This is a genomic window from Luteibacter yeojuensis (assembly GCF_000964085.1).
In the GTDB taxonomy this organism is placed as follows: domain Bacteria; phylum Pseudomonadota; class Gammaproteobacteria; order Xanthomonadales; family Rhodanobacteraceae; genus Luteibacter; species Luteibacter yeojuensis_A.
Window position 1 is genome coordinate 74,239 of record NZ_JZRB01000018.1, and the last position, 24,408, is coordinate 98,646.

Below are 24,408 nucleotides of genomic sequence, written 5' to 3' on the forward strand. Positions count from 1 at the left end.
GCAGGCATCGGGGATTTGGATTCATGGCTGCCCATTCTGAGTCTCCTCACGTTCTGCGGAAGCGCGGCATCGGCTCGCAGGACGTGCCGCCGAGCGGCGCCACACGCAATCGGCGACACGGTGCAAGGCGCGCAGGGCTCGCGAGAAGCCCCGGTCGTCAGTCGGGGAGATGGGGCGGTTGCCTGCGTCGCCGCTCGCCCAGTAAATCGGCATAGCGGCGGATAAAGGCCATGGCCTCGCCGCGATAGCGGATCGCTTCGGCTGGCAAACTCACGCCCAGTTGCCTGGCGATATCGGTCGCAAAGGTCAGTTGCGCGGCCGTGGGCGGCTTCAGATCCGTGTCCAGGCACTCGATCAGACTGAGGGCAAACCGCTCGGCAACGCGGCGGCGAAGCCGCTCAATGCCGCCGTCCAGCTCCGCACGACCGTATTGGACCAGCCAGGCCTCGCGCGTCGGCGCGTCCAGGGGCAGGGGGATGTCCGAGTCATCGTCAAGGACCAGTTGCACGCATGCTCCCGCCGTCTCGCGTGGCCGCTTGCGCCCGATACTACGAAACTCGTAGTATCGGGCGCAAGGCAAAGTTACGAGTCTCGTAGTCCCCCCGGACTCGGCTCGTCGGCATGCCTCCTCAACGATCGCTCCATCAGGTCTTTCAAGCCCGGCTCAAGGCGGCCCGTGAGATGACTGGTACCTCTCAAAAGCAGGTGGGTATTGACGCAGGCCTCGACCCGTTCGTGGCCAGCGCCCGCATTAACCGCTACGAGTTAGGCGTGCATCAGCCCGATTTGGGTACGGTGGAGAGGCTCGCCCAAGCGCTCGACGTCCCTGCGGCCTACCTCTTCGCGGGCGACGATCGCCTGGCGCGCATGATCATGGCCTTTGAAAAGCTGTCGTTGGCCGAGAAAGACCGCCTGCTCACCGAAGCTCATGGCTGAGGACGGCGGCGTAGGTCACATGGAGCCGGCCGATCGCTTGGGCGAACTGCTCACGCTGGCGTCGAAGAAGCCGTCCTGTGTTCCCAGATTCCTCGAAGAACTCGCTGCATCGCGGGTATGGACCCTGCTTCGTTGCCCTCCGGGCGAGGGGGACGCCGCACCATGGCGCAACTTGGTACATTGGCAGCGGAAGGCGTCCGGGCAGCACCTGGTACCTGTGTTTAGCCATCCGTCGCGATTCCCCCACGTCTTGCCGCCACCGGCAGTCACGGTGCACGTGACAATGCGTGAGTTGCTGAGCATCAGGCCTGCGTTGGCGATGAGCCTGAATCCGCTGTCAGAGATCACATGGCTCGTCGGCGCGGAGCATGTGGCGCTTATGCGGCAGCATCTGTGCCACGTGGGGCTGGCAACTGAACAACCGCGACCGGACGCACCTTGGGCATTCCGCACAGCGACGACGCAAGAGCTAAGCCTGGGGCCAGCCTTGGCGCGTCAGCTTCACGGCGTGGGCCTTGCCAGCGAGGCCTATCTGTACGCACTGGATCGAAGCGATGGGCAAGGGGAGTGTGTAGTGCTGGCGGTCGATCAGCCGGCCTCGCCCGAGCTGTTGCGCGTGCTTCAGGATGCTGCCATCGAGGCCGGTGCGCCACGCAGCACGCTGATACGGTTCCTGCCGGATGAGCCTTCCCACCGCGCAGGTGTAGACTCTATGGCGTTACGACCGTTCTACCCTCTTTAAAGGCCGATCCGCCTGGCGTCTATCAGAGCCTTGAGGATGGCCTTCACGGCACGGGAGAGAGGGTCTGTGTAATCGTCGGCCGCTCAAAGCTGGCGGATGCCTCGCCAAGCCCGGGCCCCACGCCCAGACGAATATGAGTGTTCGACATGTCTCAAGCGTTTTCCAATCTCCAGCGATGTCGCCATGTCAACCTACGACGCCTCCTCCTGCAGTTGGATCGCGAGGGGCTGAACTCTTGGCTTGCACAGAGCGACTTATTGGGTCTGACGCAGCCGGCCGTGCTCAAGCGCATGGTTGCAGGCTCATGCATTGCGGACGACGTCGCCCGCGAGATTGAATGGAGCCTCCACCGCCCAAGCGGATGGCTGGACCGGATAGCCGCAGAGCCGCTCGACCGCTAGCTCGTTGGCTATCGCGAGTAAGCGGCGACGAGAGCGGGCTGCATACTTGTTCCCTTGAGCTCCGAGACCTCGAACCCGGCGGTACGCCCGTCCAAGGTAATCAGCCGAGAATTGCGGATTGTGTACGAGCTGTTAGGGTCATGCGATAGGTGCTCAGCCATCCATGCGGAAGCCTTCATTGAGAGGGCCGCTGCGAACGAGGCCATTTTGATATCGACGTTGAAATCGAATCGTAGACGCGCCGATTCACTTAGCATGGTGCCAACCGGCTTGATCTAGGATTCGGCAGCTGTCGGCAGAGACGTTCACATCACTGGCTGCGGGAATTCGATCCACGTGCCCGCTCGGTTTTGGCGAAGGACCTTTACCGGGCGCCCTCGGTTCTTCATCGCCCGGGCCGCCTCGAAGGCGTGCGCCATTGCTTCTGACTCCCTGCGAAACGATGCCATGGCGCCTCCCGGTAAAACAACGCGCCACCTTGCGCCGTTTTCGCGCGGGAACAGCACGAACACCGTCAGATAATTCGCCGCGAAGGTCATGTGCAGGACCTTCGAACCAGCGCGAAACGGGGCCGGAAGATAGGGGTCGATTCGCGTGGTAGCACCCGTGTGACTTTCACTCACTCGCCCCGTTACGGTTCACGTTGCACTATAACCGAGGTCAGAATCCGTCCGGGATCGGCTCGGCCTGCGTCAGCGGGGGCATCGATGGCCACGGTGCGGCGCACCGGGTGCCTCGATCTGCCCCATAACTCACGCAGCTTCGCTATCCCTTCTTGGGCGTGCTTACTGGCCAGGGCAGGGTTCGAGGGGGGGGGATTCGTCGTATGCTTGCTTAACGCAGGTGAGGTGCCCCTTCCTGGTGGCACACCGGGGTCGCGTTGGCCTATCACCAGCCGTTACCTCGACATATGCGCCGAGCGATCGGCACAAGGCTCTGGACCATGGACCGGCTCGACCGAAGTGTTCTATACGTGGCGCTCTTGAGCACGCTAGCTATCGTGGCCGTGTGTGCATGGATGTATGAGCCAGTGCCCACCTTCGAGCAGTGCCGGGCTAGGGCCAGCATGGGTGACCCTGGCAGCCAGCGGGCATTGCTGGCGTCCTGCCAAGCGGCTGCGCCACCGCCGGCACGGAGGCCCGACCCGCCCGAGCGCGCAGGCTTGTGATGAAGGGACTCGCCATGCTCTGGCGGCTAGGTGGGTGGGGGAGGATGCGTGAGAGTGCGCGATACCTTCGCCTTGCGTGAACCTGCGCGTTTCTTCGACCAGATGATGACGCCGGTGATGACCAGGACACACAGGGTCACCCCCAGAGCAGAAACGAAGAGGCGATAGGGCAGGCCAAAGACCTGAGCCATATGCAGTAGGTTGGCCCAGGCCACCATATGGTCAGTAGCGGTGTTACCGAGCGGCGGTGCCCAACCCAGCATGCGGCCGTCCTCGCCGTCAATCCAGATATCGGTTTGACCGCCCGTGTCAGCGCGATCCAGGCTCGTACGCGCAGCCAAGCGATACGCACCGGCGCCGGGAAGGTAGGTGAGATCCTGCCACCCCAACAAGGCGAAATGGTGGTCCCGCGCCAAGCGAGTAAAGGCTTCGGATGCGGCCGTGAGAGCTTGTCTTCGGGAAAGCGCCGGTGATGGCCGGGGGGCTGCCAGCAGCGCCGGAGCGAAACCCTCGCTTCCTCCAAAGACGAGCCGGACGGGCACTTCAACCTGGGGTAATGACAGCGCCGTGGCCGACCAGGCGAAGACGAGCAGCAGGGGCCAAAGCCACAGCCCACTCGCACGGTGTACATCGAACGTCATTCGGGTCGCGTGGCCGGTCCGCACCGTCCAAGCCTGTGTCCAACGGGTCCACCAGTCGAAGACGGTCCGCCGCAGCCCGCCTTGGCGACGTGGCGGGAACGTCAGATACAGGCCTATAAAACAATCGATCGTCCAAACAAGCGCGGCTATGCCGAACGCGGTTTCGCCCAGCGGGCCGAAGAGCCGTCCGTAGTGCAGGGCGAAGAGGAACGGGATGATATTTTGGGCGCCGTCCGTGACCCCGCCCCACTTATAGGTCAAACGTACCGCGCCCGTATACGGATCAGCCCACACAACATCATACGGCAACGCACCCTTGCCAGGGGCAGGCAACACAAACATGCGCACGACATGATCGTGGGGGATATCCAGCTCCACCCTCGGTACGCTGACCGGCAAGGCGCGCTCAACGCGCTCGGCGATGGTGATGCCATCCAAGGGCAGGCGCGTGTCGGGCCCCGGACGCGCCCAAGCCCGGTCGGGCCGCGTGGCGAAGGTCAGACTCTCCTCGAAAGGCAGCAACGCGCCAGTAAGACCGGCAATCAGCAGAAAACCCGTCAGAAAAAGGCCCGCCCAGCGGTGAACGCGGACCCACATGGGCCGACGTGGTGTCACAGGTCCACGGCGACCGAGGCGCGAAGGGTGCGTGGCGCCGCCTCGTACAGCAGGCCTTGCGATGCGTCCTGCCAGCGGTCACGGCCGGTGAGGTTGACGATCTGGAGTCGGAAGGTCCAAGGCCTGCCCTCAATCGAGGTGACATAACGGGCGCCGGCGTCGTATCGGACCCAGCCGGGAATGTGCTGAGTGTTGCGCGCATCGACGTACTCACGCGAGGTCGCGATCGCCTTGGCGGTGAGCGTCACCCCGGCCAGTCCAGGCATGTCCCACTCGCCTCCGAGATTTGCCTGCCAATGGGGGATGCCGATCGCCAGCTTTCCTTCCGATGCGGCATCGCCCGTTCGGACCTGGATCGGATCGAAGTAGCTAAGCCCTGAAAGCACTCGCAGCCCTGGCACAAGCGAGCCGAACGCGTTCAGTTCCACGCCCCGATTCCTAGTCTGGCCATCGACAACAAAAACATTGCTGGCATTGATGTAGGCACTGGGCTGGGTGATCTGAAAGACCGCCGCCGTAAGGCCGAGGCCGGCAACGTTCCACTTGACTCCGGCCTCGTACTGCTTGGCCTTGAACGGTGCGAAGGTTTGTCCAGCATTGGCGGCCAATCCCGGCGCCGTCGGACCCGACTGAAGGGCTTGGATATAGTTCGCGTAGATGGAGAAAGCTGGAGTGAGCTTGTACATCACAGCGCCAGCGGGCGTGTTGGCGGACTGCTTGAACCGGTCAGTCGTTTCAGCCGTCGAGCTGTCAAGGTTGCGGTCGTCCAACGACTGACGGCGTACGCCGCCGATCAGGAGTAGACGCCCGTCCAACGCGGTGACGACGTCCGCGATGGCCACGCTCGTACGGCGCGAGCGGCTGTTGTCGCCAATGTCTTCGTCAGGCGCTGGGTTCTGCGTGATACGCGGTGCCAGGGGCACCGGGGCGTAGAGGTTAGTGTCCAGCCGCTCCAGCACGCTGTAGGCAGAACCATGATGATCGCTGTACAGATCACCGGATAAGGCCACGTCGTGCTGCAGGGGGCCCGTTGCGAAGGAGGCGCGAAGATTAAGCTGCCCCACGTCAGCCCTGGCCCGCGCATAGAAGGGGATGACGTTTACCGCCATGGCGCCGTCAGGGTCGGTGAGGCGCCCGGAATAGGGACCCGAGTAATACTCATCAGCACGCGCGTAACCGTACGCCGCACCGATCGTCAACCAATCCGCTGCACGCACGTCGAGACGTGCCAGGCTCAGCACGTTGTGTTCTCGAAACGACGAGCTCTCATCAAAGGGATTCGTGGACGCATCGGGAGCGCGCGGGATGGGTGAATCAGCCAAGGGGCGCAGCGCTGGACGATTGCCCAGAAGTCGGTACCGGTTGTCCATCATATCCAGGCTCGCCGTCACCCGGTCTGTTCTCGCATCCAACGCCAACTGGCCAACACCCATGCGCTGAGACTGGTGGTCGAGGGGCGTGTCGCCGTTCAGGCCAGCGGCGTTGACCCGCACGCCGAAAGTCTTGTCGGGACCAAAACGCCGGCCGACATCACCCTGAAGCTCGTAGCTGCTGTCGGACACGTAGCTGCCGATCACACGATTGATCGGCGCATCGTCTGCCCGCTTGGGCTGCACATTGATGACGCCGCCGACGTTCTGGTCGCCGATGCCGTTATAGAGAAGAGCGCTGGGGCCGAGCAGAATGTCGACACGCTCCACGCCCTCGATCGGCGGGCGGCGGCTTTGCAGCAGTCCGGGCACGCCATTGAACAGCACCGACTGCGGCTGACTGGAAAAGCCGCGAATGTTCAGTTGCTCCGCGTCGGAATATGAATTGGCGGTATTGCGGATGGAGCTGTTGTTCTCAAGCACCTCATCCAACGTTCGTGCTTGCTGATCCTGAATGAGTTTGTCCGTATACGAGGCCTGGGAAAATGGGGTGTCGAACTGATCGCGATACCCCAACACGCCGGCGTTGGCGGTCACCGAGACCTGTCCGGCGGAATCAACATTTTCCCGCGGCGCGGTGACCATGATCTCGCCTAACTGAGCGACGCCGCCAGACGGTGACGAGGCGGATTGCGCCCATGCGCAGCCAGGCAGCGCAGCGGCAGCTGCGCACCAGAGGACGATCTTCATATGTTCCCCAATTATAAATGCGAATGAGTCGCATCTCGTAGGAAAAGAATAGCTGAGATTTTTCTTAGTGCAACAGGATCAAGCCGCCCAAAACCTGAAAGGTCAGATGCTTACCACTGCCTAGGCATGTTTGCTCTTGGCCAGTTAGAGCACCCGTTGACGCCAGTCTCGGGCCAGTCGTTTCCCTCACGGGCTCCGCTTGGGCGGGTCGCCGCGAAGGTAACGTAGGACCCGTTCCGGATCTGTGCCCACTTCGCTCACCGCGGCAAGTACAGTCGCGGGCGTTACGGCAAACACCAAGGCCCATAGGGCAAGGTCCTGGGAATCGTTGGGGTTGATGGTGGTGATGCGGGGCAGTTCGTGACTCATAGATCGGGCGACCGTGCGAGAGGCGAGGATTGGCCACTGAGGCGTCAACACGGCATCGAGGTCCACTGAAGGGATCGGCGACGTCTGCGAAGGCCAGGCTCGAGCAGCGGGAGCGGCCATGCCTGCCCCGCGCTACCTCATAGACGGTTTTGCCGTCCGCCAGCGTGTGTGGAGAACGGCGACATACGATGCGTGAAAGTCGCCCGTGGCCTATGCCTTCTGGCGGACGGCGCTAGCGAAACGGCTGAGAAGCAGGCCATTGCGACCATCGCGATCGCCAGCCATGCTTTGCCTACAAGGCGGCAGCCGGCGGCGATAGGCTCTTCTATGAACGAATGTCCCGAGCTTGACGGTCCGGTCCTGGATGCCATTGACGCACTTAGCGTCACCCTTCACAGCGCTGGACCTGTCGTGGCTGCGATCGAGCTCTTCGATCGGCAGCTGGCGGCCATGACGCGCGATGACGGCGCGTGCCCAGAGGTGGCACTTTCCCGAGCACATACTGCGCGAGCCCTTCTGGTTGAGCTAAAGCGCCGGATTCAAGCTAAGTTCTAATGGCTGCCTCGCGCGCACGTGGTAGCCAGTGACACGCGCGGATCCCTGCCAAAGCGGCGCTTCGGTAGTCAAATTGGATCAAGCCGACGCAGTCGATCCGTAATCTCCTGCGCGATCGTTTCCGGGTCTTCGCATTCGCCCAAAAGAATGACGGGAGGTTCCGCGTCACCATCGCAAAGGGCCTGCCAACGCCACCTTCTCATCGAGTCGTCGAATCGGGCGGTGACGGCCAAGTCCGTGGCCGTCCCATCCCGATAAGAGGCGCGAAGGCTAAACGTCAGAGATTCGTCCTCGCGGATCATGGGCCTACCGTCGATGCCGGGTAAGTTCGACTGTATCGCATGGGATCGCAGCGGATGAGACAAAATCGGCGTGGGTGCTTTCGTTCTCTTAAGTGAACGTGGCGCCCGATGCCCTCCAGCTGAGCGCGCGTCATCGGCCAATCAGTCCAACGGGTGAAGCGCCGAGGCCGCAGCAGGGTCACGCGCCGTACTGCGGAAGGGTGTCGACGCAGTGCTCGCGCACGCTTAGGCTGACTTCGCGCTGCCGTCCCAACCTTCTCTTATCCGCTCCGATTCCGACTGCACGATCAACGCGTGTCGAACCGCTCGCTCCGCACGGCGTAGCCAGATGACACATGCAGATATTGCCGCGGCGCCCAGCGTAATCAACGCGACCACAACCTGACTTGCCGCGTGGCGCGTGCCCGGGTCGGTAAGGGCAACCATGCCTTGCAACATCATCGCTAGCGCAAAACCCGAGCATGTCGCATGAGTTCGGCGAAGGGCGGCCCGGTGTTGGGTGAGGGCAGCGGCCAGTGACGCGTAGAGACGGTGTTGGGAAGGCATCCCGGCATGGTGCCCGGACCAGCCCTGCTGTTTTTGTGAAGCCATTCGTGGACCACCCCTCGCCGTCCGTGCTGTGTCGCGCCGCTCGCACGCGTGGGGGACTACAACGAGCCATGAGCCTGGACGGGTCAACTGCGGACACCCCCTTCCACCGGAAACTGTCCACGCGCGATAGATCAGGTCCGCGATGACCGCTTCGCCTTGGCGTTGGTGGGAGCGCGTGGCGCGCGTGCGAGTAGAGCGTTGCCATCGCCCTCAGGCGTCCTCACGGGGAGGCTGGGGTCCAATTGCATCATGCCGCACGATCCTCGCCAAAGACATGACTCGGGGGACATCGCGTTCCATGGTTAGCGTAGCGTGAATGGTTCCTGTCAGAAATGAACCTGCCCTATACGGCCGAGCGTCCAAGCTCGAGATTCACCTAGCAGAGACCCGCCATGGCCACGAAGAAAAATGCCTCGTCCGACCCGTCGCGCGCTGACGTGCGCGGCAACGGAGATGAACTCCATCAACAAGCAGGCGGCTCGCATCCGGTGATGACGACCAACCAGGGCCTGCCTTTGAGCGATAACGAGAATTCGCTGAAAATCGCTCCGCGGGGTCCGGTCCTGCTTGAGGACTTCATCCTTCGAGAGAAAATTACCCACTTCGACCACGAACGCATCCCGGAGCGCATCGTCCATGCTCGTGGCTCCGCGGCCCATGGTTTCTTCGAGCTGACCGAATCGCTGGCGGACTACACGACTGCTAGCGTCCTCACCGAGGTAGGCGAGCAAACCCCCGTGTTCACTCGGTTCTCGACTGTGGCCGGCGGTTCGGGTTCCGTGGATACCCCGCGCGATGTGCGCGGCTTCGCTGTCAAGCTTTATACCAAGCAGGGCAATTGGGACTTGGTGGGAAACAACATCCCGGTGTTCTTCATCCAAGATGCGATCAAGTTCCCTGACCTCATCCATGCCGTGAAAATGGAGCCCGATCGCGGGTTTCCCCAGGCCGCCAGCGCCCACGATACCTTCTGGGACTTCATCTCCCTTACGCCCGAAGCATTTCACATGATCATGTGGGCGATGTCAGATCGGGCGATTCCCCGGTCACTGCGCATGATCGAGGGGTTTGGCATCCACTCGTTCCGCCTGGTCAATGCAAAGGGCGATAGCACCTTCGTAAAGTTCCACTGGCGCCCGAAGCTGGGTCTGCAGTCTACCGTGTGGGACGAGGCGGTAAAGCTTGCCGGCGCGGACCCAGATTTCCACCGTCGCGACCTTTTCGAGTCCATCCAGGCGGGAAATTTCCCGGAATGGGAGCTCGGCGTACAGCTCTTCACCGAGGATGAAGCCGCCCACTTCCCGTTCGATCACCTCGATGCGACCAAGCTCATCCCCGAAGAGCTTGTGCCGCTGAAGATAATCGGTCGGATGGTGCTTGACCGCTGGCCGGATAACTTCTTCGCTGAAACCGAGCAAGTCGCCTTTTGTCCATCGCATTTGGTGCCTGGTCTGGACTTCAGCAACGACCCGCTGCTTCACGGTCGGCTCTTCTCATATCTCGACACGCAACTCTCCCGGCTTGGCTCGCCCAATTTTCACCAGCTGCCCATCAATGCGCCCAAGTGCCCCTTCGCCAATCATCAGCGAGACGGGCATATGCAGCACCAGGTGCCGAAAGGTCGCGTGGCTTATGGTCCGAGTTCGCTGCAGGCGGACTCGCCGCGAGAGGACGCGCAAAGCGGATTCCGCTCCTATCCGGCGGAAGAGGCTGGTACCCGAGGGCGGGTCCGCCCCGAGACCTTCGCCGACCACTACAGCCAGGCCCGCATGTTCTATCTGAGCCAGACGGAGTTCGAACAGGCGCACATCGCTTCTGCCCTTGTCTTCGAATTGTCCAAGGTCGACACGCAGCACGTGCGTGAGGCTGTCGTGGGTCATCTGCGGCACATCGATAACGATCTGGCGGTTCGTATTGCCGCGGGTCTCGCCTTGGACGACCTGCCGCCGGCGCCGCCGGCCAAGGCGCCGGTTCTGGATATGCCCACATCACCGGCGTTGCAGATTATCGGCAAGATGAAGAAAACGCTGGAGGGGCGGGTCGTCGGGATCCTGCTCAACGACGGCTCCGATGCCAAGGCGGTCGCGGCACTGGTCAAGGCTACCGAGGCCGCCGGTGCAACCGTTAAAATCGTAGCGCCGAAGGTCGGCGGGGCGCTCCTGTCGGACGGGAAGAAACTGGCTGCCGACGGGCAGCTCGCCGGTACGCCATCGATCAATTTCGATGCGGTGGCCATCATCCTGAGCGAGGAGGGGGCAGGGCAGCTAGTGAGCGAGGCAGCCGCCGTGGATTTCGTGCGCGACGCTTTCGGCCACCTCAAGGCTATCGCTCTGGACGAGGGGGGCAGAGCCTTGTTTGATGCATCCGGCCTGGAAGCCGATGCGGGCGTCATCGCGGCATCGAAAGCGAGCGCCTTTATCGAAGGTGCTAAAGGCCGGTATTTCGAGCGGGAGGCAGGCGTTCGTATCTTGCCCTGACAGCACGATGGGCGCTACCTGTTGATCAACGGCGCCGCTGGCATAGGTGCGCCTTTCGCTGATTGCAATGGTCGCTTAACTCTGCACCCGCGTCACGACCCGCCGTGCCGGCGACATGTGCCGGCACGGCTGAGCTAAGACGTTGGCGAGCATGTGAATGCGACAGACCGTCCTGGCTACGGGTAGTTCACCTCTCCGGTGGGAGCGTGACCTACCCCCCATCCGTCGGCACCCTCTATGAAATCCTTAACAGGCTCCAAGTTGCTCGTCGTTGAGGACGACGAGCTGATTGGGATGATCCTGAGCACAATTCTCGAGGGCGAGGGTGCCACGGTACTTGGGCCATACAAGACCTGCTCGGAGGCCGACGCGCACGTCGGCTCCGAGCGGTTCGACGGGGCTCTTCTGGATGTGAACCTACCCGATGGCACCTCATTCAATCTTGCGCGCGTCCTGCAAGACCGGGGCATCCCGTACGCGTTTCTCTCCGCCAGCGACGCGGCGGATGTGCCAGCGGACCTGCATCCGCGCCGTTTCCTGTCGAAACCGATGCAGGGCGCCAAAATTATTGCGGAGTGCGGGTCACTCGTTGCTGCGAGCTGACGGTAACTCCCGCTAGCATGTCGTAAGAAAGCTTCCTATTCACCAGGTCTTGGCGTCCGAAACCAAGACCGTGTAATCGCTCATGTCCGACTGGTAGCGAAAAAGGCGGCCGAGGTCGAAGTCGACCGATTTGCCTGGCTCAATGTTCGACGTCCCGGCGGGCCAACCTTGCTTACTGGCCAGAACTTTACCGGATGCATCTTTCGCGTCGATGCGAATCTGCGCGGCAGCCGCTTCGGCACAGTGGTTGACCAACTGACCCTTCATGCTGAAGCGCGGCTGGCCGGACCCTTGTTGCAACTTCACGGCGAACGATTCAACGGCAAAGTCCTTTACTGAGCAGGCCGCCAGTGCGGTCCCAGAGGACATGGTTGCCAAAGCGCCGAGCGCAAGAATGATGCGGATTCGAAAGTCAGTCATGGCTGCCTCGGTGACCAGCCCGCCCCCGGGCCTTCGAAGGCTTAACGGCACGGTCGGACTAGGCTTTAGGGCAGGTGAGGCGGCGTATCTCACGCAGCTACAGCGGTCACCTGGCCCACACGAGGCTCAGCGCATTGTTCGCCACGCATCCTGCCCTGTGAGCACTTGTCGGAGACGCGACCATGCCAGCCATTCCTTCCGTGGTAAAACGCCTTGCCAAAGCCACCATAGACGGCTTCGGCGACGATGAGCTGATGACGCGTGCCGCCGCCCTCGCATTCTACGCGGCGTTATCGGTGGCCCCGGTGCTGTTGCTCTTGGTGTGGACATTGTCCATGCTCCACCCAGGGCTTGAGCAACAGCTGACTGAAGCGCTACAGACGACCGTTGGCGAAAAAGCGGCCTCGTCGTTGGAATCGGTAATTGCCAGTGCCCACGAGCACCCGCAGTTGGGTCATGTGGCAGGAATCGTTGGCCTGCTCGTGACGGTATTCAGCGCCTCGGCCGTATTCGCCCAGCTCCAGGGCACGCTGGACCGCGTCTGGCGGGTAAAGCCCAAGCCCGGTGCGGCCGTGGGTACGTGGCTTCGGGCGCGGGCACGTGCGTTTGCCCTGCTTGGCGGGGTAGCGTTTCTTCTGATCATCTCGCTGGTGGTCAGCGCTGTGATCCAGGCTGTCTTCACGGGGCAGGGGACCGGGTGGACGATCGTCAAGTATGCGGTATCGGTGGTCGTCTTCCTTGGCGCCTTCCTGCTGATGTTCCGCGTCCTACCCGACGCGGTGATCGACTGGAGCGACGCGCTCTTGGGCGCCGCGGTGACGACGGCCCTGTTCTTGGCAGGTGAGTTCGCCATCGGTCTCTATGTGGCTCACAGCAATGTCGGCGGTGCCTACGGTCCGGCAGGCGCCTTCGTTGTCCTGCTGACCTGGACCTATTACTCATCGGTCATCGTTCTCGTTGGCGCGGAGCTGACCCGCAGCCTCGCCGAGGCGCGCGGAAAACCCATTCGTCCCAACGCTCACGCCGTTCAGATCGAAGCCGCGCCTGCTGAAGTCGGCGCACCGGGTGAACCCGGTGCGGCCGCGAAGTCGCGAACGCGGCGGCCGGGGCCGTCGGCGCTGGCAGGTCCTGCAGCGCTTGTCGCCGCTGGCGTCGTTGTAGGCTTGCTAACGCATCGAGGGCGCCGACCGAAGTGAGATGGGCGGCGAATCGATCTTTTCTGCCTGGCCTGCCAGACGCCCGCGGGGGACCCATGGAGTCGGTTCGTCGGCCGAGCTTTCAGAGCCGTTCCCTAGGATTCATTGACGTGCAAGCGATCCTGGGTGCATGGGTCATTGCAGGTGCCCCCGAAGGGCGGGGTGAAGCGGCCGGACCGCGTTCTTAGGCGCGACGACTTCGCCGAAAGACGTGCATGGGGGACAGATGGGAGCGAGAAAAGGCGATGGCGGCGTCCACGACTTGCGGCCTTTGCGATCCACAAGCGGGATCGTTGCACGGACGTGACCTGCAACGTTTCCTCACGCAATCGCGAGCTACCCTGCCTGCGCCAACCATAGGATAACCGTAGGAATTTACGGGGACTTGCTTCTTCGCGCCGTCACGCTATAACAGCGGCACTGCGGAGCGCCTATGACCCACCCCTCGCTGTTCAACCGGCTCACCACGTGGGCCGCGAATGCCTCTGGTACGCCTGCCGCGTCTATTGGCGCGGCCGTTTTGGTCGCCATTTGGGGCGCGTGCGGCCCGTACTTCCACTACAGCGAGACATGGCAGCTGGTGGTCAACACCGGCACGACAATCGTGACGTTCTTGATGGTGTTCCTTATCCAGAGTTCGCAAAACCGAGACAGTTGCGCCGTGCACCTGAAGCTTGATGAGATCATCAGTGCACTCAAGCACGCAAACGATGAACTGATGGATCTGGAGCATCTCGATCAGGCCGAGCTCGACAAAATCCGGGATGAGTACGTTCGTCGGGCAGAAGCCGCCCGAAATGCCGCCGCGGCCGGCCAGCAGGGATGAGCGCGCTGCAGATTGGCCGTCTCCGAGCCTACGGCTGCTAAAGGTGCTCGGGATCCGTGATGCCGGAGACGTCCTCGCCTGAAGAAGGCGGCGCATTGCGCAAGGTCACGCTCCAGCTCAAAAACCCCTCTGGCTTCCAAGGGGCAATCACGACCAAGGCGACGCCACAAGACGCGGCATTGGCGGGCTCCCTGACCCTCGAATCTGGGTTCGCGCGGCGTTGACCGGCCCGTCGCCACGATGAGCCATGCATGCACTGGGATGGCTCCTTTTTGCGTCTGGTTTGCTTCTGCTGACCTCGTTTTTATCGGGGTGGATCCGCCGCGGTCCCGTCACGACATTTGCGCTTTACCTCGCCGGCGGCATCCTCGTCGGGCCTGGCGTCCTCGGCCTGACTCACCTGACCTCCAACGCCGAGCATATTCACTGGCTGAGAGTGGTTTCCGAGGCGGCCATGGTCGTCTCCCTCTTCATCACAGGGCTGAAGTTACGTCTGCCGTTTCGCCACGGCGGCTGGCGGATGGCGCTGCGTCTGGCCCTGCCTGCCATGCTGTTGACCGCGACAGGAGTGGCGATGTTGGTCCACTACGCGCTCGGCTGGCCCTTCGCCTGGGCCCTTGCCCTGGCCGCCATCGTCAGCCCGACGGACCCGGTGCTTGCCTCGCTGGTCTCCGTGGACGATGCGCGTGATGACGACGCACTAAGGGTGGCCCTATCGGGCGAAGCGGGGCTGAATGACGCCACGGCGTTGCGCCTGCTTCTGCTCGCGCTTGCCTTGATGCTCCCGGGCGCAACGCTCGTTGAGGTCTGGGTCCATTGGCTGACCGCCGATGTCTTCTGGGGGCTGATCGCCGGAATCGCCATCGGGCTCGTGGGAGGCTGGGGACTGGGCTATCTAGGCACTCATCTGCGCCATGCCACCCGCGACGTGGCACCCAGCGACTTTCTGGCCTTAGGCATCATGATTGGGGTGTACGCGCTAGCTGAGTCGGTGCATGCCTCGGGCTTTCTGGCCGCGTTCGCTGCCGGAGTCGGCCTGCGCCGCGTGGAACTACGAGTGAGTGAGCATATAGCCGGGGACCCGCAGACCGAGCCGATGGATTTGACCCCGGCCGAGATGCAGGTTAATCCCAACGAGCGGGCCGTCGCCGCCATTGAGCATCCCGGACAAACCGTCGGGTGGGTGGTATCCGACGCCCTTTCCTTTGGCGAAACCGTGGAACGGCTCATCGCTGCAACCCTTGTACTGGTCGTCGGCGTGGTGGCCATTCCGGCCCTTCACTGGAGCGGTGTCGCTCTGGCAGCGGCTCTTATGCTCGGCATTCGTCCGGTCGCCGTCTGGCTGTCGACCATAGGCAGCAACGTGCCTTGGCAACGACGTCTGTTGATCGGATGGTTCGGTGTGCGCGGATTGGGTACTTTGAACTATCTGGCATTCGCGATGGGTCACGGACTAGACGAAAAGCTACCTGCGATGCTCGAGAGCATCGCGATCACGGTTGTCACTGCCAGCGTACTGGCGCACGGTATGAGTGTGACGCCGCTAATGCGCTGGCGCGAGGCGATGCTCGAGGCTCACACGAAGTCGCATTCCTGACGCAGCAAGACGTATCGAGTGGCGCCCATCGGGCTAGTCAACAACTTATCGCTGCGCTCTCGCTACACCGTTCGCTTGCAACGCCTAAAGCAATGATTGGCTCTACACATGCGAATAGAACGTTGCCGGCTCAGAGCTATTCAGTGATGATGTTCGATCCGTGCGAGCCAGGCCATGAATGTCAGCCCGGCCATGGCGCCCAATGCCGGTGCGTAGCGGCGCGTTCCGTTGGAAAGTGGCCAGGCGGCAGGCAAGAGATTGGCCAGCGCCACGTACATGATCGTACCGGCGGCAAATGCCGAAACCGTCGAGATAGATTGGCTGCTCAAGCTCAACGCCTGGACGAGCAGGGTTGTGGCAGGAACCGCAAGAGCCACGCCGACTGAAAGCACAAACGCGCGTCCGGGCGTGTAACCCAAAGCGACCAGGGCTCCCGCGCCACTCATTTCACGCGGTACCTCGTGGATCGCAATCGCGAGTAGGGCGGCGTAGCCTGCCGCAGGCCCCGCCGCAAAGGCACCGGCCAGAATTACGCCATCGATCGCGTGATGAACCAGGTCTCCCACCACGGCCATTCTAGCAGCAGGCAGTACCCCCGACGTGCTCGGTCGCAGCCCTCGAAGTGCTGATTCGATAGCGATCAGAATGACGATGCCGAACGCCGCAGCGAGCAAGGCTGACTCCGCCGGGTTGCCGGCCTCCAACGCATGCGGCAGTACGTGAAGCAGCGCATCGCCCAGCAGCAAGCCAATCGCCAAGGTCTGTAACCAAGGTAGCCACACGTGTCGGTATGTCAAAGGAAGCCACGCCACCACGCGTGATGAAAGTGAGGTCGCCGCGAGCACGCAGGCAGCAATGACCGGCTCAAGAAGAAACGAAGACACAGGCAGTCCTAGGGAAGTTTGCCGGGAATAACGGCAAGACCCATGGAGGGTCCTGCCGGATCCGGCCAGGGTGGCGCGCCGCTAGCGGCGCGACCGGAACGCTCATCATCAATGCAGGGTGTCGTCGCTGGCGATGCCCATGGTTACGAGATAGCTGACCACACGGCGAAGCGCGAGCTTGGTAGGTAAATCCGAGCCGTCGCGCGCTGCTTGGGCGGCATCCGCCGCCAAACGTAGCAAACGTTCAAATGCCTCATCGCCCCTGCTGCCGGCCAGCAGGGCAAGGGAACCCATCTGCGCCGCACAGCCACATGGGTCGTTTGATGCCAATGACAAGAGGCCCGCGCGTACGCCGGCGGAAAGTTGATCTCGCTCATCGTCGGTAAACGGCGTCATATAGATGTTATAACATAACACTCGCGTGATTTGGGCAGCGGTCGATGTCACAATCCCCGATATGTCGTCGTGGCGCCGAACAACGCACCCGACGCGTCAAGCAGGCTTAGAACGGCCGGGTTGCGGAGTGCCTCACCGATCAGGACCAGATAACTTCCCTGGCCCACCGGCTTTTGGCGCAAGCGCGCGGCGGGATGCACGATTCCCTGGACGGCGTGAATGGCCAGGCGGAACGTGTCCGGACCACAGCACACCAGGCCCTTGAGACGCAGGAGTGTCGGGCCGGCCGTTACGAGAAGAAGGTCAAGCCAGGTGGCAAAAGCATGGGGATCGATCTCGTCGGCCATCACGACGGTCGCGCTGGGCATGTCACCGTGCCTCTCCGCGGGCGGCAATGCTGCCAACGGTGCAAGGCGCCAACCGGTGCTGGCCAACTCAAATGGCGCGGTGACCGCACTTTCGACGATATCGGCGACAGGGTTGATGGACGTGGCCCACCGCCTTACCTCGCTGAGCGCACCCGGATCGGACAGGTCCGCTTTCCCGAGGATGATGCGGTCGGCACCTCCGGCTTGGCGGCTGATTTCGGCATGCTCCAGGTGCGCAGTCAATACGGACGACGCATCGATGACCGTGACCACACCGTTGAGGCGGTAGTGCGCGGCTACCCGATAATCGCGATGCAGCACGGCGGTCACGGTTTCAGGTGTCGCCAGCCCCGTGGTTTCGATGACCACGGCATCGAAATCCCGACGCCCCTGGCGGGAGAATCGCCAGATGGCATCGGCGAGGGTACGGCCCAGATCACCGTTGCGCGAACAACAGACGCACCCGCCAGCCAGTTCGATCACACCGTCGTCGTGGGCATGCGCCATGAGGGCATGGTCCACGCCGATGTCACCGAACTCATTGACGATGACGAGCAACCGCTCACCTTCTGCCGTTGCCAGCACACGGTTGATCAGGGTGGTCTTGCCCGCACCGAGAAATCCGGTCAGCACCGTCACCGGCACACGGTCATCCACCGGCCCGGCGGCCTGGACCACATCGGGCCTGAGCAGGCCATGCAGGCTCATCGTGCGTCACCATAGCTGACCATGGCCTTATCCATTACACGCCTTTGCTCAGGGGCAGGTCGATCGTGGTGCCGTCGGCGCCCGTCACGATGCGTTGCTCGGCGGGGACGAAGTCACCGGGCGCGGCCAACAGGATATTGGGCACGAAGCGCTGAGGGTTACGGTCATAGAGCGGGAACCAACTCGATTGCACCTGCACCATGATGCGGTGCCCCGGCAGGAACACATGATTGGCGTTGGGCAACGTGAAATCGTACGGTAGCGCCACGTTGGCAGTGAGCGAGGCAGGCTTGTCGAACCCTTCGCGATAGCGGCCACGGAAAATATCCATGCTGATGCCCAGCTGATAGCCGCCCATCTCAGGCTGTTGCGCCGCTTGGTCGGGGTAGACATCAATGACCTTCACGACCCAGTCCGCATCGGTGCCACTGGTACTGGCAACCAGGTGCACACGGGGTGCGCCACTGATACGCACCGGTTCGGTCAGCACCTGCGATGTAAAGGTCGCAACATCCGGGCGCGACGCTGCCTCGCGCTGATCGTTGGTCAGCCAGTGCTGCCAGCCACGCCCCGACATGGGCCCGACAGGCCGCGGGCGATAAGGCACCGGGTGCGCGGGATCGGAGACATACGACACGCTGCCACTCGCACTGGACGCACCGCCCAGCAGCAGCGCGTGGTCGGACTGGGGGCGAAGCGTCAGCGTGCCCGCGGGCGACAGGGGCCATGCACTGCCGGTTTCCCACCGGTTCGCGCCCGTAACGAATGCGTTGACGGGTGCAGGTACATCCACGGCATCCTTCAGATAGTGGGCCAGGAACGGGCGGAGGATATGCTGGCGGAAATACAGCGCGGTATCGGAGCCGAACCGAACGGCACCTAGCGAACTACCGTCGCCCACTTCCTGCCCGTGAAACCACGGGCCTGCGACAAGGAACAGGCGGTTCGCATCGTCGTGGGCCTTCATGGCGTGGTACACCGCGAACGCACCGTAGATATCTTCCTGGTCCCACAGGCTCGCAACGACCATGGTGGGCACGGTCACGGGCTCGTGGGCAAGGATCTTGTCGACGGCTTGTTGTGACCAGAAGGCATCGTATGCGGGGTGGGCAAGGACCTTGTTCCAGAACCCGAGCTGCTCCATCCCGTAGTGTCGCGCGATGGCGCCCGCGGATACCCCTTCGAGGAAAAACTGGTAATCGTCCGCGTAGTTCACCGCCCATTTGAATGCATTCTTGCGAGACGCGGTCTGCTCGTAGATGTATTCCAGGTTCTGCTGCCGGAACGCGCCGTGATGGAACCAGTCGTCACCCATCCAGCCATCCACCATGGGGTTCATTGGCACTGCGGCCTTCAGGGCAGGGTGGGGGTGGATGATCGCCATGAGCGGTTCGAACCCGTCATAAGAGATACCCAGGATAGCCACGCGGCCGTTGCTTTCGGCCACGTGGTGGACCAGCCAGTCGATGGTGTCGTAGGCGTCGGTGGAGTCATCCACGGGCGTAGGGTTGAGTGGGCCGTGCACCGGGCGATTCATCACATAGTCGCCCTCTGAGCCGTACTTGCCACGGATATCCTGGACCACGCGAATGTAGCCATCCTGCACCAGGACATCGCTGGCATCGTCATCATGGCTGACGCTCACGGCGAGATGACCGCTCTCGATCGCGCTGGTCATCTCCGTGGCGTTGTACGGCGTGCGCGTGAACAGGATGCCTGCATGTTTGGCCCCCTTGGGAACAAGGATCACGGTGTGCAGCTTGACTCCGTCGCGCATGAGAATCATGACATCGCGCTTTTCATAGTCGAAAGCGCCGGTGGCAGGCTTGAAATCCGCGGGTGTTTCGCTGGGCAACGCGTTATACCGCCCATCCTTGGGTGGCTCGGCCCACGCCGGTCCCACCAGGGTCATTATGAGGGCGAGGGCAAGCGTGTTGAGGCGATGCGGGCGGAAGCGTGTCATGGCAAATCTCATGGGTCATTGGCAGTTCGCAGGCAATCCGCCCACGAGGTTCTTGATATCCGCTGCGGCGGAGTCGGGCGATGCGCCCTCGGCCCGGCACAGCGCGAGGATGCGCGACCGGGCCGTAGCCCGCATGCCGGCGCATTGCCATGGGCGCGTTTCATCCAGTGGCAGCACGGCATAGGCAACGGGTGTGCAGGTGTCTTCAACACGATCGTGCAAGCCCGCGCCGTGGAACTCTGTCGAGGCGCTGATTAGGGATGGGTCGAAATAGCTATCAGGAAAAGCGCTTGCATAGGCTTTTGGATCAATGACGCGTGTATAGGGGCCTATGCGCAGGTCCAGTGCGCCTGTACAGGGTGCATCATGCACGATGGCACGGACGACACTGCGCACGCCCTGGCGCAGGGCTGCCGCCTCGGCACTGGACCCCGCCGCCGCTGAAAGAGTCGGGAGACGGGCGATCACCGCCATGCGTGGCAGATCGTGGGCCTGGACTGGCGCACAACGGCCGCGTTGTGCGGCCATGATGAGGAACAGCACATCATCCGCCACGGCATCATCGTGAACCATGCGCGTTCCGACGGACACCGCGTCAGCACCAGCAACGCTGATTGTTGTGGCATTGACGGGGTTCACAGCGGCCGCCGCAGGCGTTGCGCCGCTGTTTGTACCGGCGACCCCGCGCCTCGGTTCGCTCGAACGCGACCCGGGCGATCGCAATGCGATCGCGAGGGCCGCGATGACGACTACGATGGCAATTACGCCGAGTGCCCATTTGCCCCAGTGGCGCGTCATCGCGCCGCGAGCGACCACGCGGGGAACGGATCGGATAGCACCTGCCACGCCACCGGCCCACGGATCATTTCATCGTCGGTCAACAGGCAAGCGTCCAGCTCGGCGCGAATCGTAGCCTCGGGCAACTCGACGCCGATCATGACCAGCTCCTGGCGGCGATCGCCGTAGCGAGGGTGCCACAACGCAAGCAAGGCACGACGCTGCGCATCACTGGGAAGCTCCGTCGCATCGGGTGGCCCGATGCGCAGGTCTTCGCTGCCAAACGGGCGCCGCAACCCGCTGCGTACCCGCTGGCGGCTCGCCCACCAGTGGCCCGCCGCGGTTACCTCGGTAGCGCCGCCGGCGATCGCGAGGTTGCCGACCCAATCCATTCGCGATGCGAGCCAAAAATAGCCCTTGGCGCGGAGCACGCCGCCTATCCCGCGGTCAAGCAAGCTCTGCCAGCGTTCTGGATGAAACGGGCGCGTGGCGCGATAGACAAAGCTGGTGATGCCATACTCTTCCGTTTCCGGCGTGTGCGCACCCATGAGCTCCTTGACCCACCCAGGCGCAGTTTGTGCCTTGTCGTAATCGAAAAGGCCGGTGTTCAGCACATCGTGGAGATCGACCTCGCCGTAAGCCGCGTTCACAAGCCTCGCGTCACGATTCAGGGCACGCAGAACGCGCCGCACGCTCTGGCGCTCGTTATCATTCAGCCGGTCACACTTGTTGATCACGATGACATCGGCGAACTCCACCTGCTCGGTGAGAAGGTTCACCAGTGAACGCTCGTCGTCAGCGCCGTTGGTTTCACCGCGCGCGGCGAGGGAATCGGTAGAACAGTAGTCGGCTAGGAAGCTCCGGCCATCCACGACCGTGACCATTGTATCCAGGCGCGCGATATCAGACAGGGAAAAGCCGTGCTCGTCGCGCACGTGGAACGTGGCGGCCACGGGCATCGGTTCGCCAATACCCGTGGACTCGATCAATAAATAGTCGAACCGGCCTTCATCGGCGAGCCTGCGCACTTCCTGCATCAGGTCGTCGCGTAACGTGCAACAGATGCAGCCGTTGGAGAATTCGACCAGCTTTTCCTCGGTTCGGCTAAGGTCGGCACCACCGTCACGGATGAGCGACGCATCGATGTTGACTTCGCTCATGTCGTTGACGATGACGGCCACGCGCCGGCCTTCCCGGTTATTCAGCACGTGGTTCAGCAGGGTGGTCTTTCCGGCACCAAGGAACCCCGAAAGAACGGTGACGGGCAACGGCTCCCGCCGGCCCTCATAAGCTTGCATGGGTGTCGCTCCTGTGGGTGGCGATGGCATGGTCAATGAAGGGGGCGACCAGCACATTCTCGGTGGTCATCACCACGTGATTGTCTGGCAGCAAGACCCGGTGCATGTATTCCCGGTGCTTGATGTCCAAACCGCTATCGGAGGTCTCTACCGTGGCTCCCTGGTCGTCACGGACCTCAAGCCAGTAGAGCGTGAAAGGTTCGTGCGATTCCCGGAACATGGCCTCGACGTACATATGCTCACGTTCGAGCGTACCTACGGCATCATCGTGCCTGGCATGCAGGAACGCCTGCCATTGTGCGTAGCCGTCCAGCTGATCGGGACGCAGCGCGAAGCGGTGCAGGCGTACGACCAGGTGTGGCGGCGGCGTGGTTCGCACCTGCAAGAAGAGCATGACACCGCCCACGCCGGTCAGCAGGCCGGTAAACAGGCCGATCGTGAGCACGAGCAACGAGTGCCGTGTCATTCAAACGCCCGCCGTAGCCGGTCGGCATCGCGGTTCTGATAGGGCATGAGCGTGGCGTCCTGCATGCCGTAGGCAGAGGAAGCCATGGCGTTCTGCGTGACTTCCGTACGCAGGACGCCTTTCAACGTCAGCGGGTCATACAAACTTGGCGTGTCGATGCCCTTGGCCAGTTTGACGTGCACCAGCATGTTCGGCGGCGGCGGTGGCACATGGATACAGGCGCCGTAGAACGGTACGAAGAAGAACTCCACCATCTTGCCGTCATCGTCGGATTCGAGAGGGACGACGTAGCCGGAGAGCTTCACTTTCTGATGATCGAGCTCAGCGACCGTGTGAAGCGTGCCGACCTGCTTCATCCGCTGGTTGCCCACGTGCAGCACCGGCGGCGCGTTCTCGAGGGTCTTGACGTCCTCCGGAGGCACCATTCGGCTCCAGTCCAGATCGGCATAGCCGTCCTCGTCAGTCTGGCCTAGTAATGCCGCGCCGGCCGACGTGATGGCCTTTGGCGTGCCGTGGGCTGCAGCGAACGCGCGGGCTGCCACGATGCCATCCACCTGGGCCTTGGCGCGTGCGGCGCGGGTCGCATCGGCCTCGGCCTGCGCCGCGGCCAGGGCCGAGGTGCCGGAAGCTGCAGGCCCAGCGGAGGCCTCTGCTGGCGACGGATCACTGGTACCGCTACAAGCGGCGAGCGCCAGGGCCATGCAGGCCGCGAACACAATAGCGGATTTCATCACAGGCGCACCTGTAAGCCATCAGCCAGCGAGCGTCGGTAGGCAACCCAGCCGGGTATGCAGCCTGCCAGGGAGCCCAGGGCAAGCACTACCGCGAGCAGCGGCCATTCACCCGGAGCAGGTGTCTGGTCGATCACAAGCCCCACCGTCGCCAGGAGGTAATCGTGAGCGAGCACGGTGACCGCATCCAGAAGTGCCACGCCAGCCAGCATGCCGGCCACGGTCAGCAAGGTACTTTCCGTCACCAAGAGGGCAAACACGGTACGGGTGGATGCACCCACCGCGCGCAGCACCGCCATTTCCCGGCGGCGTTCGCCCAGCATGCCAAGCAGGGCGGTGAGCATGCCGGAGATACCCACGAGCAGGACCATGAGGCTGACCACGCGCAAGGCGCTTTCGGCGGTGCCCACCAGGTGCCACAACTCACCCAGAGCGACGCCCGGCAACACCGATAGCAGGGGCTCTTCGGGATAGTCGTTGATCGCGCTCTGGACCGCGAAGGCGGAGAGTCGCGAGTGCAAGCCAACGAGTGCGGCCGTGATCGCCTTAGGTGTCAGGTCCATGTGGCGAGCCTGTTCCGCCGAGGTCTCCATGCCCGGAAGGCGGACGCCAGCGTGCCAGTCGACATGGATGGCCTCGATGGCCTCCAGGCTCACGGCGATTGTGGCATCCACGGGCGTGCCGGTCGGCGCCATGATGCCGCTGATACGAAACGGCTTGTCCGCATGCGTTGCCAAGTTGGCGCCGCCCAGGCCGTGCGACAGCACAATACGGTCACCTACCTTGTAATGAAGCTGCCGGGCGACCTCCGCGCCGATCACGGCATCGTAAAGATCGGTGAACGGCTTGCCGGCGAAGAACGCAAGCGCATTACCGCGGCCATAGTGGTAGTGCACGAAGAAGTCCACGCTCGTACCCATCACACGGAACCCACGGTGTGAATCGCCCAGGGATAGCGGCACCGTCCAGGCGACCTCGGGCATGGCGCGAATATCCTGATAGCTCTTCCACGTGATGTTGTTCGTCGCTTCGCCGATGTGAAAAATCGAGTAGAGCAGGAGGTTCACCGGCCCGCTTCGCGCACCCACCAGCAGGTCCGTACCGGATACCGTGCTGGCGAAACCAAGGCGGGCATCGGTACGAACCCGCTCCACGCCAAGCAGCAGGAAGACGCTGAGGGCCACGGTGAACACTGTCAGCGCCACGCCGCCTTTGCGTTGGCGCATGCTTTTCAGGGTGAGATAGAACAACTTCATGG

General features: G+C 62.7%; 22 protein-coding genes. 7 read left to right on the forward strand and 15 right to left on the reverse strand.

Annotated elements, in window-relative coordinates; genetic code table 11:
* Positions 1–157: 157 nt before the first annotated feature.
* Entirely contained in the window at positions 158–508 is a 351-nt protein-coding gene (locus VI08_RS09360; protein ID WP_045829308.1) for a hypothetical protein, read from the reverse strand.
* Positions 509–621: 113 nt separating this feature from the next.
* Here VI08_RS09360 and VI08_RS09365 point away from each other — a divergent pair, with 113 nt between their 5' ends.
* Positions 622–936: a helix-turn-helix domain-containing protein gene (locus VI08_RS09365; protein ID WP_045829309.1), complete on the forward strand. Its 315-nt coding sequence runs from the start codon at positions 622–624 to the stop codon at positions 934–936.
* A gap of 19 nt (positions 937–955) precedes the next feature.
* Positions 956–1,678, forward strand: a complete 723-nt coding sequence (locus VI08_RS21270) for an SseB family protein (protein WP_232309514.1) — start codon at positions 956–958, stop codon at positions 1,676–1,678.
* Between the two features lie 706 nt (positions 1,679–2,384).
* Here VI08_RS21270 and VI08_RS09380 read toward each other — a convergent pair.
* The 4 genes from VI08_RS09380 to VI08_RS22545 form a co-directional block, all read right to left on the reverse strand.
* Positions 2,385–2,618, reverse strand: coding sequence for a DUF2188 domain-containing protein (locus tag VI08_RS09380; protein ID WP_045829312.1), 234 nt, complete (start codon positions 2,616–2,618; stop codon positions 2,385–2,387).
* A 655-nt stretch (positions 2,619–3,273) separates the two neighbouring features.
* On the reverse strand, positions 3,274–4,485 hold the full coding sequence (locus VI08_RS09385; RefSeq protein WP_045829313.1) for a PepSY-associated TM helix domain-containing protein: 1,212 nt from the start codon (positions 4,483–4,485) through the stop codon (positions 3,274–3,276).
* A 14-nt stretch (positions 4,486–4,499) separates the two neighbouring features.
* Positions 4,500–6,623, reverse strand: coding sequence for a TonB-dependent receptor (locus VI08_RS09390; RefSeq protein ID WP_045829314.1), 2,124 nt, complete (start codon positions 6,621–6,623; stop codon positions 4,500–4,502).
* 186 nt (positions 6,624–6,809) lie between these two features.
* Positions 6,810–7,112 carry a DUF3606 domain-containing protein gene (locus VI08_RS22545; protein ID WP_084621402.1) on the reverse strand — a complete coding sequence of 101 codons (303 nt, stop codon included), beginning with the start codon at positions 7,110–7,112 and terminating at the stop codon, positions 6,810–6,812.
* 1,720 nt (positions 7,113–8,832) lie between these two features.
* Between VI08_RS22545 and VI08_RS09405 the strand changes: the two genes are divergently transcribed.
* Positions 8,833–10,917 (forward strand): catalase, encoded by a 2,085-nt coding sequence (locus VI08_RS09405; RefSeq protein WP_045829317.1) that lies wholly within the window; start codon positions 8,833–8,835, stop codon positions 10,915–10,917.
* A gap of 237 nt (positions 10,918–11,154) precedes the next feature.
* Positions 11,155–11,520: a response regulator gene (locus VI08_RS09410; RefSeq protein WP_045829318.1), complete on the forward strand. Its 366-nt coding sequence runs from the start codon at positions 11,155–11,157 to the stop codon at positions 11,518–11,520.
* 39 nt (positions 11,521–11,559) lie between these two features.
* On the opposite strand, the gene VI08_RS09415 is transcribed toward VI08_RS09410, so the two are convergent.
* Positions 11,560–11,940: a hypothetical protein gene (locus VI08_RS09415; RefSeq protein ID WP_045829319.1), complete on the reverse strand. Its 381-nt coding sequence runs from the start codon at positions 11,938–11,940 to the stop codon at positions 11,560–11,562.
* A gap of 182 nt (positions 11,941–12,122) precedes the next feature.
* On the opposite strand from VI08_RS09415, the gene VI08_RS09420 reads away from it, so the two are divergent.
* The 3 genes from VI08_RS09420 to VI08_RS09430 all read left to right on the forward strand — a co-directional run bounded on the left by VI08_RS09420 (position 12,123) and on the right by VI08_RS09430 (position 15,559).
* Positions 12,123–13,136, forward strand: coding sequence for a YihY/virulence factor BrkB family protein (locus VI08_RS09420; RefSeq protein WP_084621403.1), 1,014 nt, complete (start codon positions 12,123–12,125; stop codon positions 13,134–13,136).
* A gap of 433 nt (positions 13,137–13,569) precedes the next feature.
* Positions 13,570–13,962, forward strand: coding sequence for a low affinity iron permease family protein (locus VI08_RS09425; RefSeq protein ID WP_045829320.1), 393 nt, complete (start codon positions 13,570–13,572; stop codon positions 13,960–13,962).
* A gap of 247 nt (positions 13,963–14,209) precedes the next feature.
* On the forward strand, positions 14,210–15,559 hold the full coding sequence (locus tag VI08_RS09430) for a cation:proton antiporter (RefSeq protein WP_045829321.1): 1,350 nt from the start codon (positions 14,210–14,212) through the stop codon (positions 15,557–15,559).
* A gap of 140 nt (positions 15,560–15,699) precedes the next feature.
* On the opposite strand, the gene VI08_RS09435 is transcribed toward VI08_RS09430, so the two are convergent.
* The 9 genes from VI08_RS09435 to VI08_RS09470 form a co-directional block, all read right to left on the reverse strand.
* The gene (locus tag VI08_RS09435) at positions 15,700–16,443 is read right to left on the reverse strand and encodes a ZIP family metal transporter (RefSeq protein WP_157006541.1); all 744 of its coding nucleotides are present in this window, start codon (positions 16,441–16,443) and stop codon (positions 15,700–15,702) included.
* Between the two features lie 108 nt (positions 16,444–16,551).
* Positions 16,552–16,839, reverse strand: a complete 288-nt coding sequence (locus VI08_RS21715) for a hypothetical protein (RefSeq protein ID WP_157006543.1) — start codon at positions 16,837–16,839, stop codon at positions 16,552–16,554.
* A gap of 47 nt (positions 16,840–16,886) precedes the next feature.
* Positions 16,887–17,915, reverse strand: coding sequence for a CobW family GTP-binding protein (locus VI08_RS09445; RefSeq protein WP_045829324.1), 1,029 nt, complete (start codon positions 17,913–17,915; stop codon positions 16,887–16,889).
* Positions 17,916–17,949: 34 nt separating this feature from the next.
* Positions 17,950–19,878, reverse strand: coding sequence for a CocE/NonD family hydrolase (locus tag VI08_RS09450; protein ID WP_084621404.1), 1,929 nt, complete (start codon positions 19,876–19,878; stop codon positions 17,950–17,952).
* Between the two features lie 15 nt (positions 19,879–19,893).
* Positions 19,894–20,694, reverse strand: coding sequence for a hypothetical protein (locus tag VI08_RS21720; RefSeq protein ID WP_198148901.1), 801 nt, complete (start codon positions 20,692–20,694; stop codon positions 19,894–19,896).
* Positions 20,673–21,953 carry a GTP-binding protein gene (locus VI08_RS09455; RefSeq protein ID WP_045829325.1) on the reverse strand — a complete coding sequence of 427 codons (1,281 nt, stop codon included), beginning with the start codon at positions 21,951–21,953 and terminating at the stop codon, positions 20,673–20,675. The genes VI08_RS21720 and VI08_RS09455 overlap by 22 nt, the downstream gene beginning before the upstream one ends.
* Positions 21,940–22,419, reverse strand: a complete 480-nt coding sequence (locus VI08_RS09460; protein ID WP_045829326.1) for a DUF6176 family protein — start codon at positions 22,417–22,419, stop codon at positions 21,940–21,942. Before VI08_RS09460 ends, VI08_RS09455 begins: the two co-directional genes overlap by 14 nt.
* Entirely contained in the window at positions 22,416–23,150 is a 735-nt protein-coding gene (locus VI08_RS09465; RefSeq protein WP_052697797.1) for a DUF3299 domain-containing protein, read from the reverse strand. Before VI08_RS09465 ends, VI08_RS09460 begins: the two co-directional genes overlap by 4 nt.
* Positions 23,150–24,406 carry an ABC transporter permease gene (locus VI08_RS09470; protein WP_045829327.1) on the reverse strand — a complete coding sequence of 419 codons (1,257 nt, stop codon included), beginning with the start codon at positions 24,404–24,406 and terminating at the stop codon, positions 23,150–23,152. The genes VI08_RS09465 and VI08_RS09470 overlap by 1 nt, the downstream gene beginning before the upstream one ends.
* Positions 24,407–24,408: the final 2 nt, after the last annotated feature.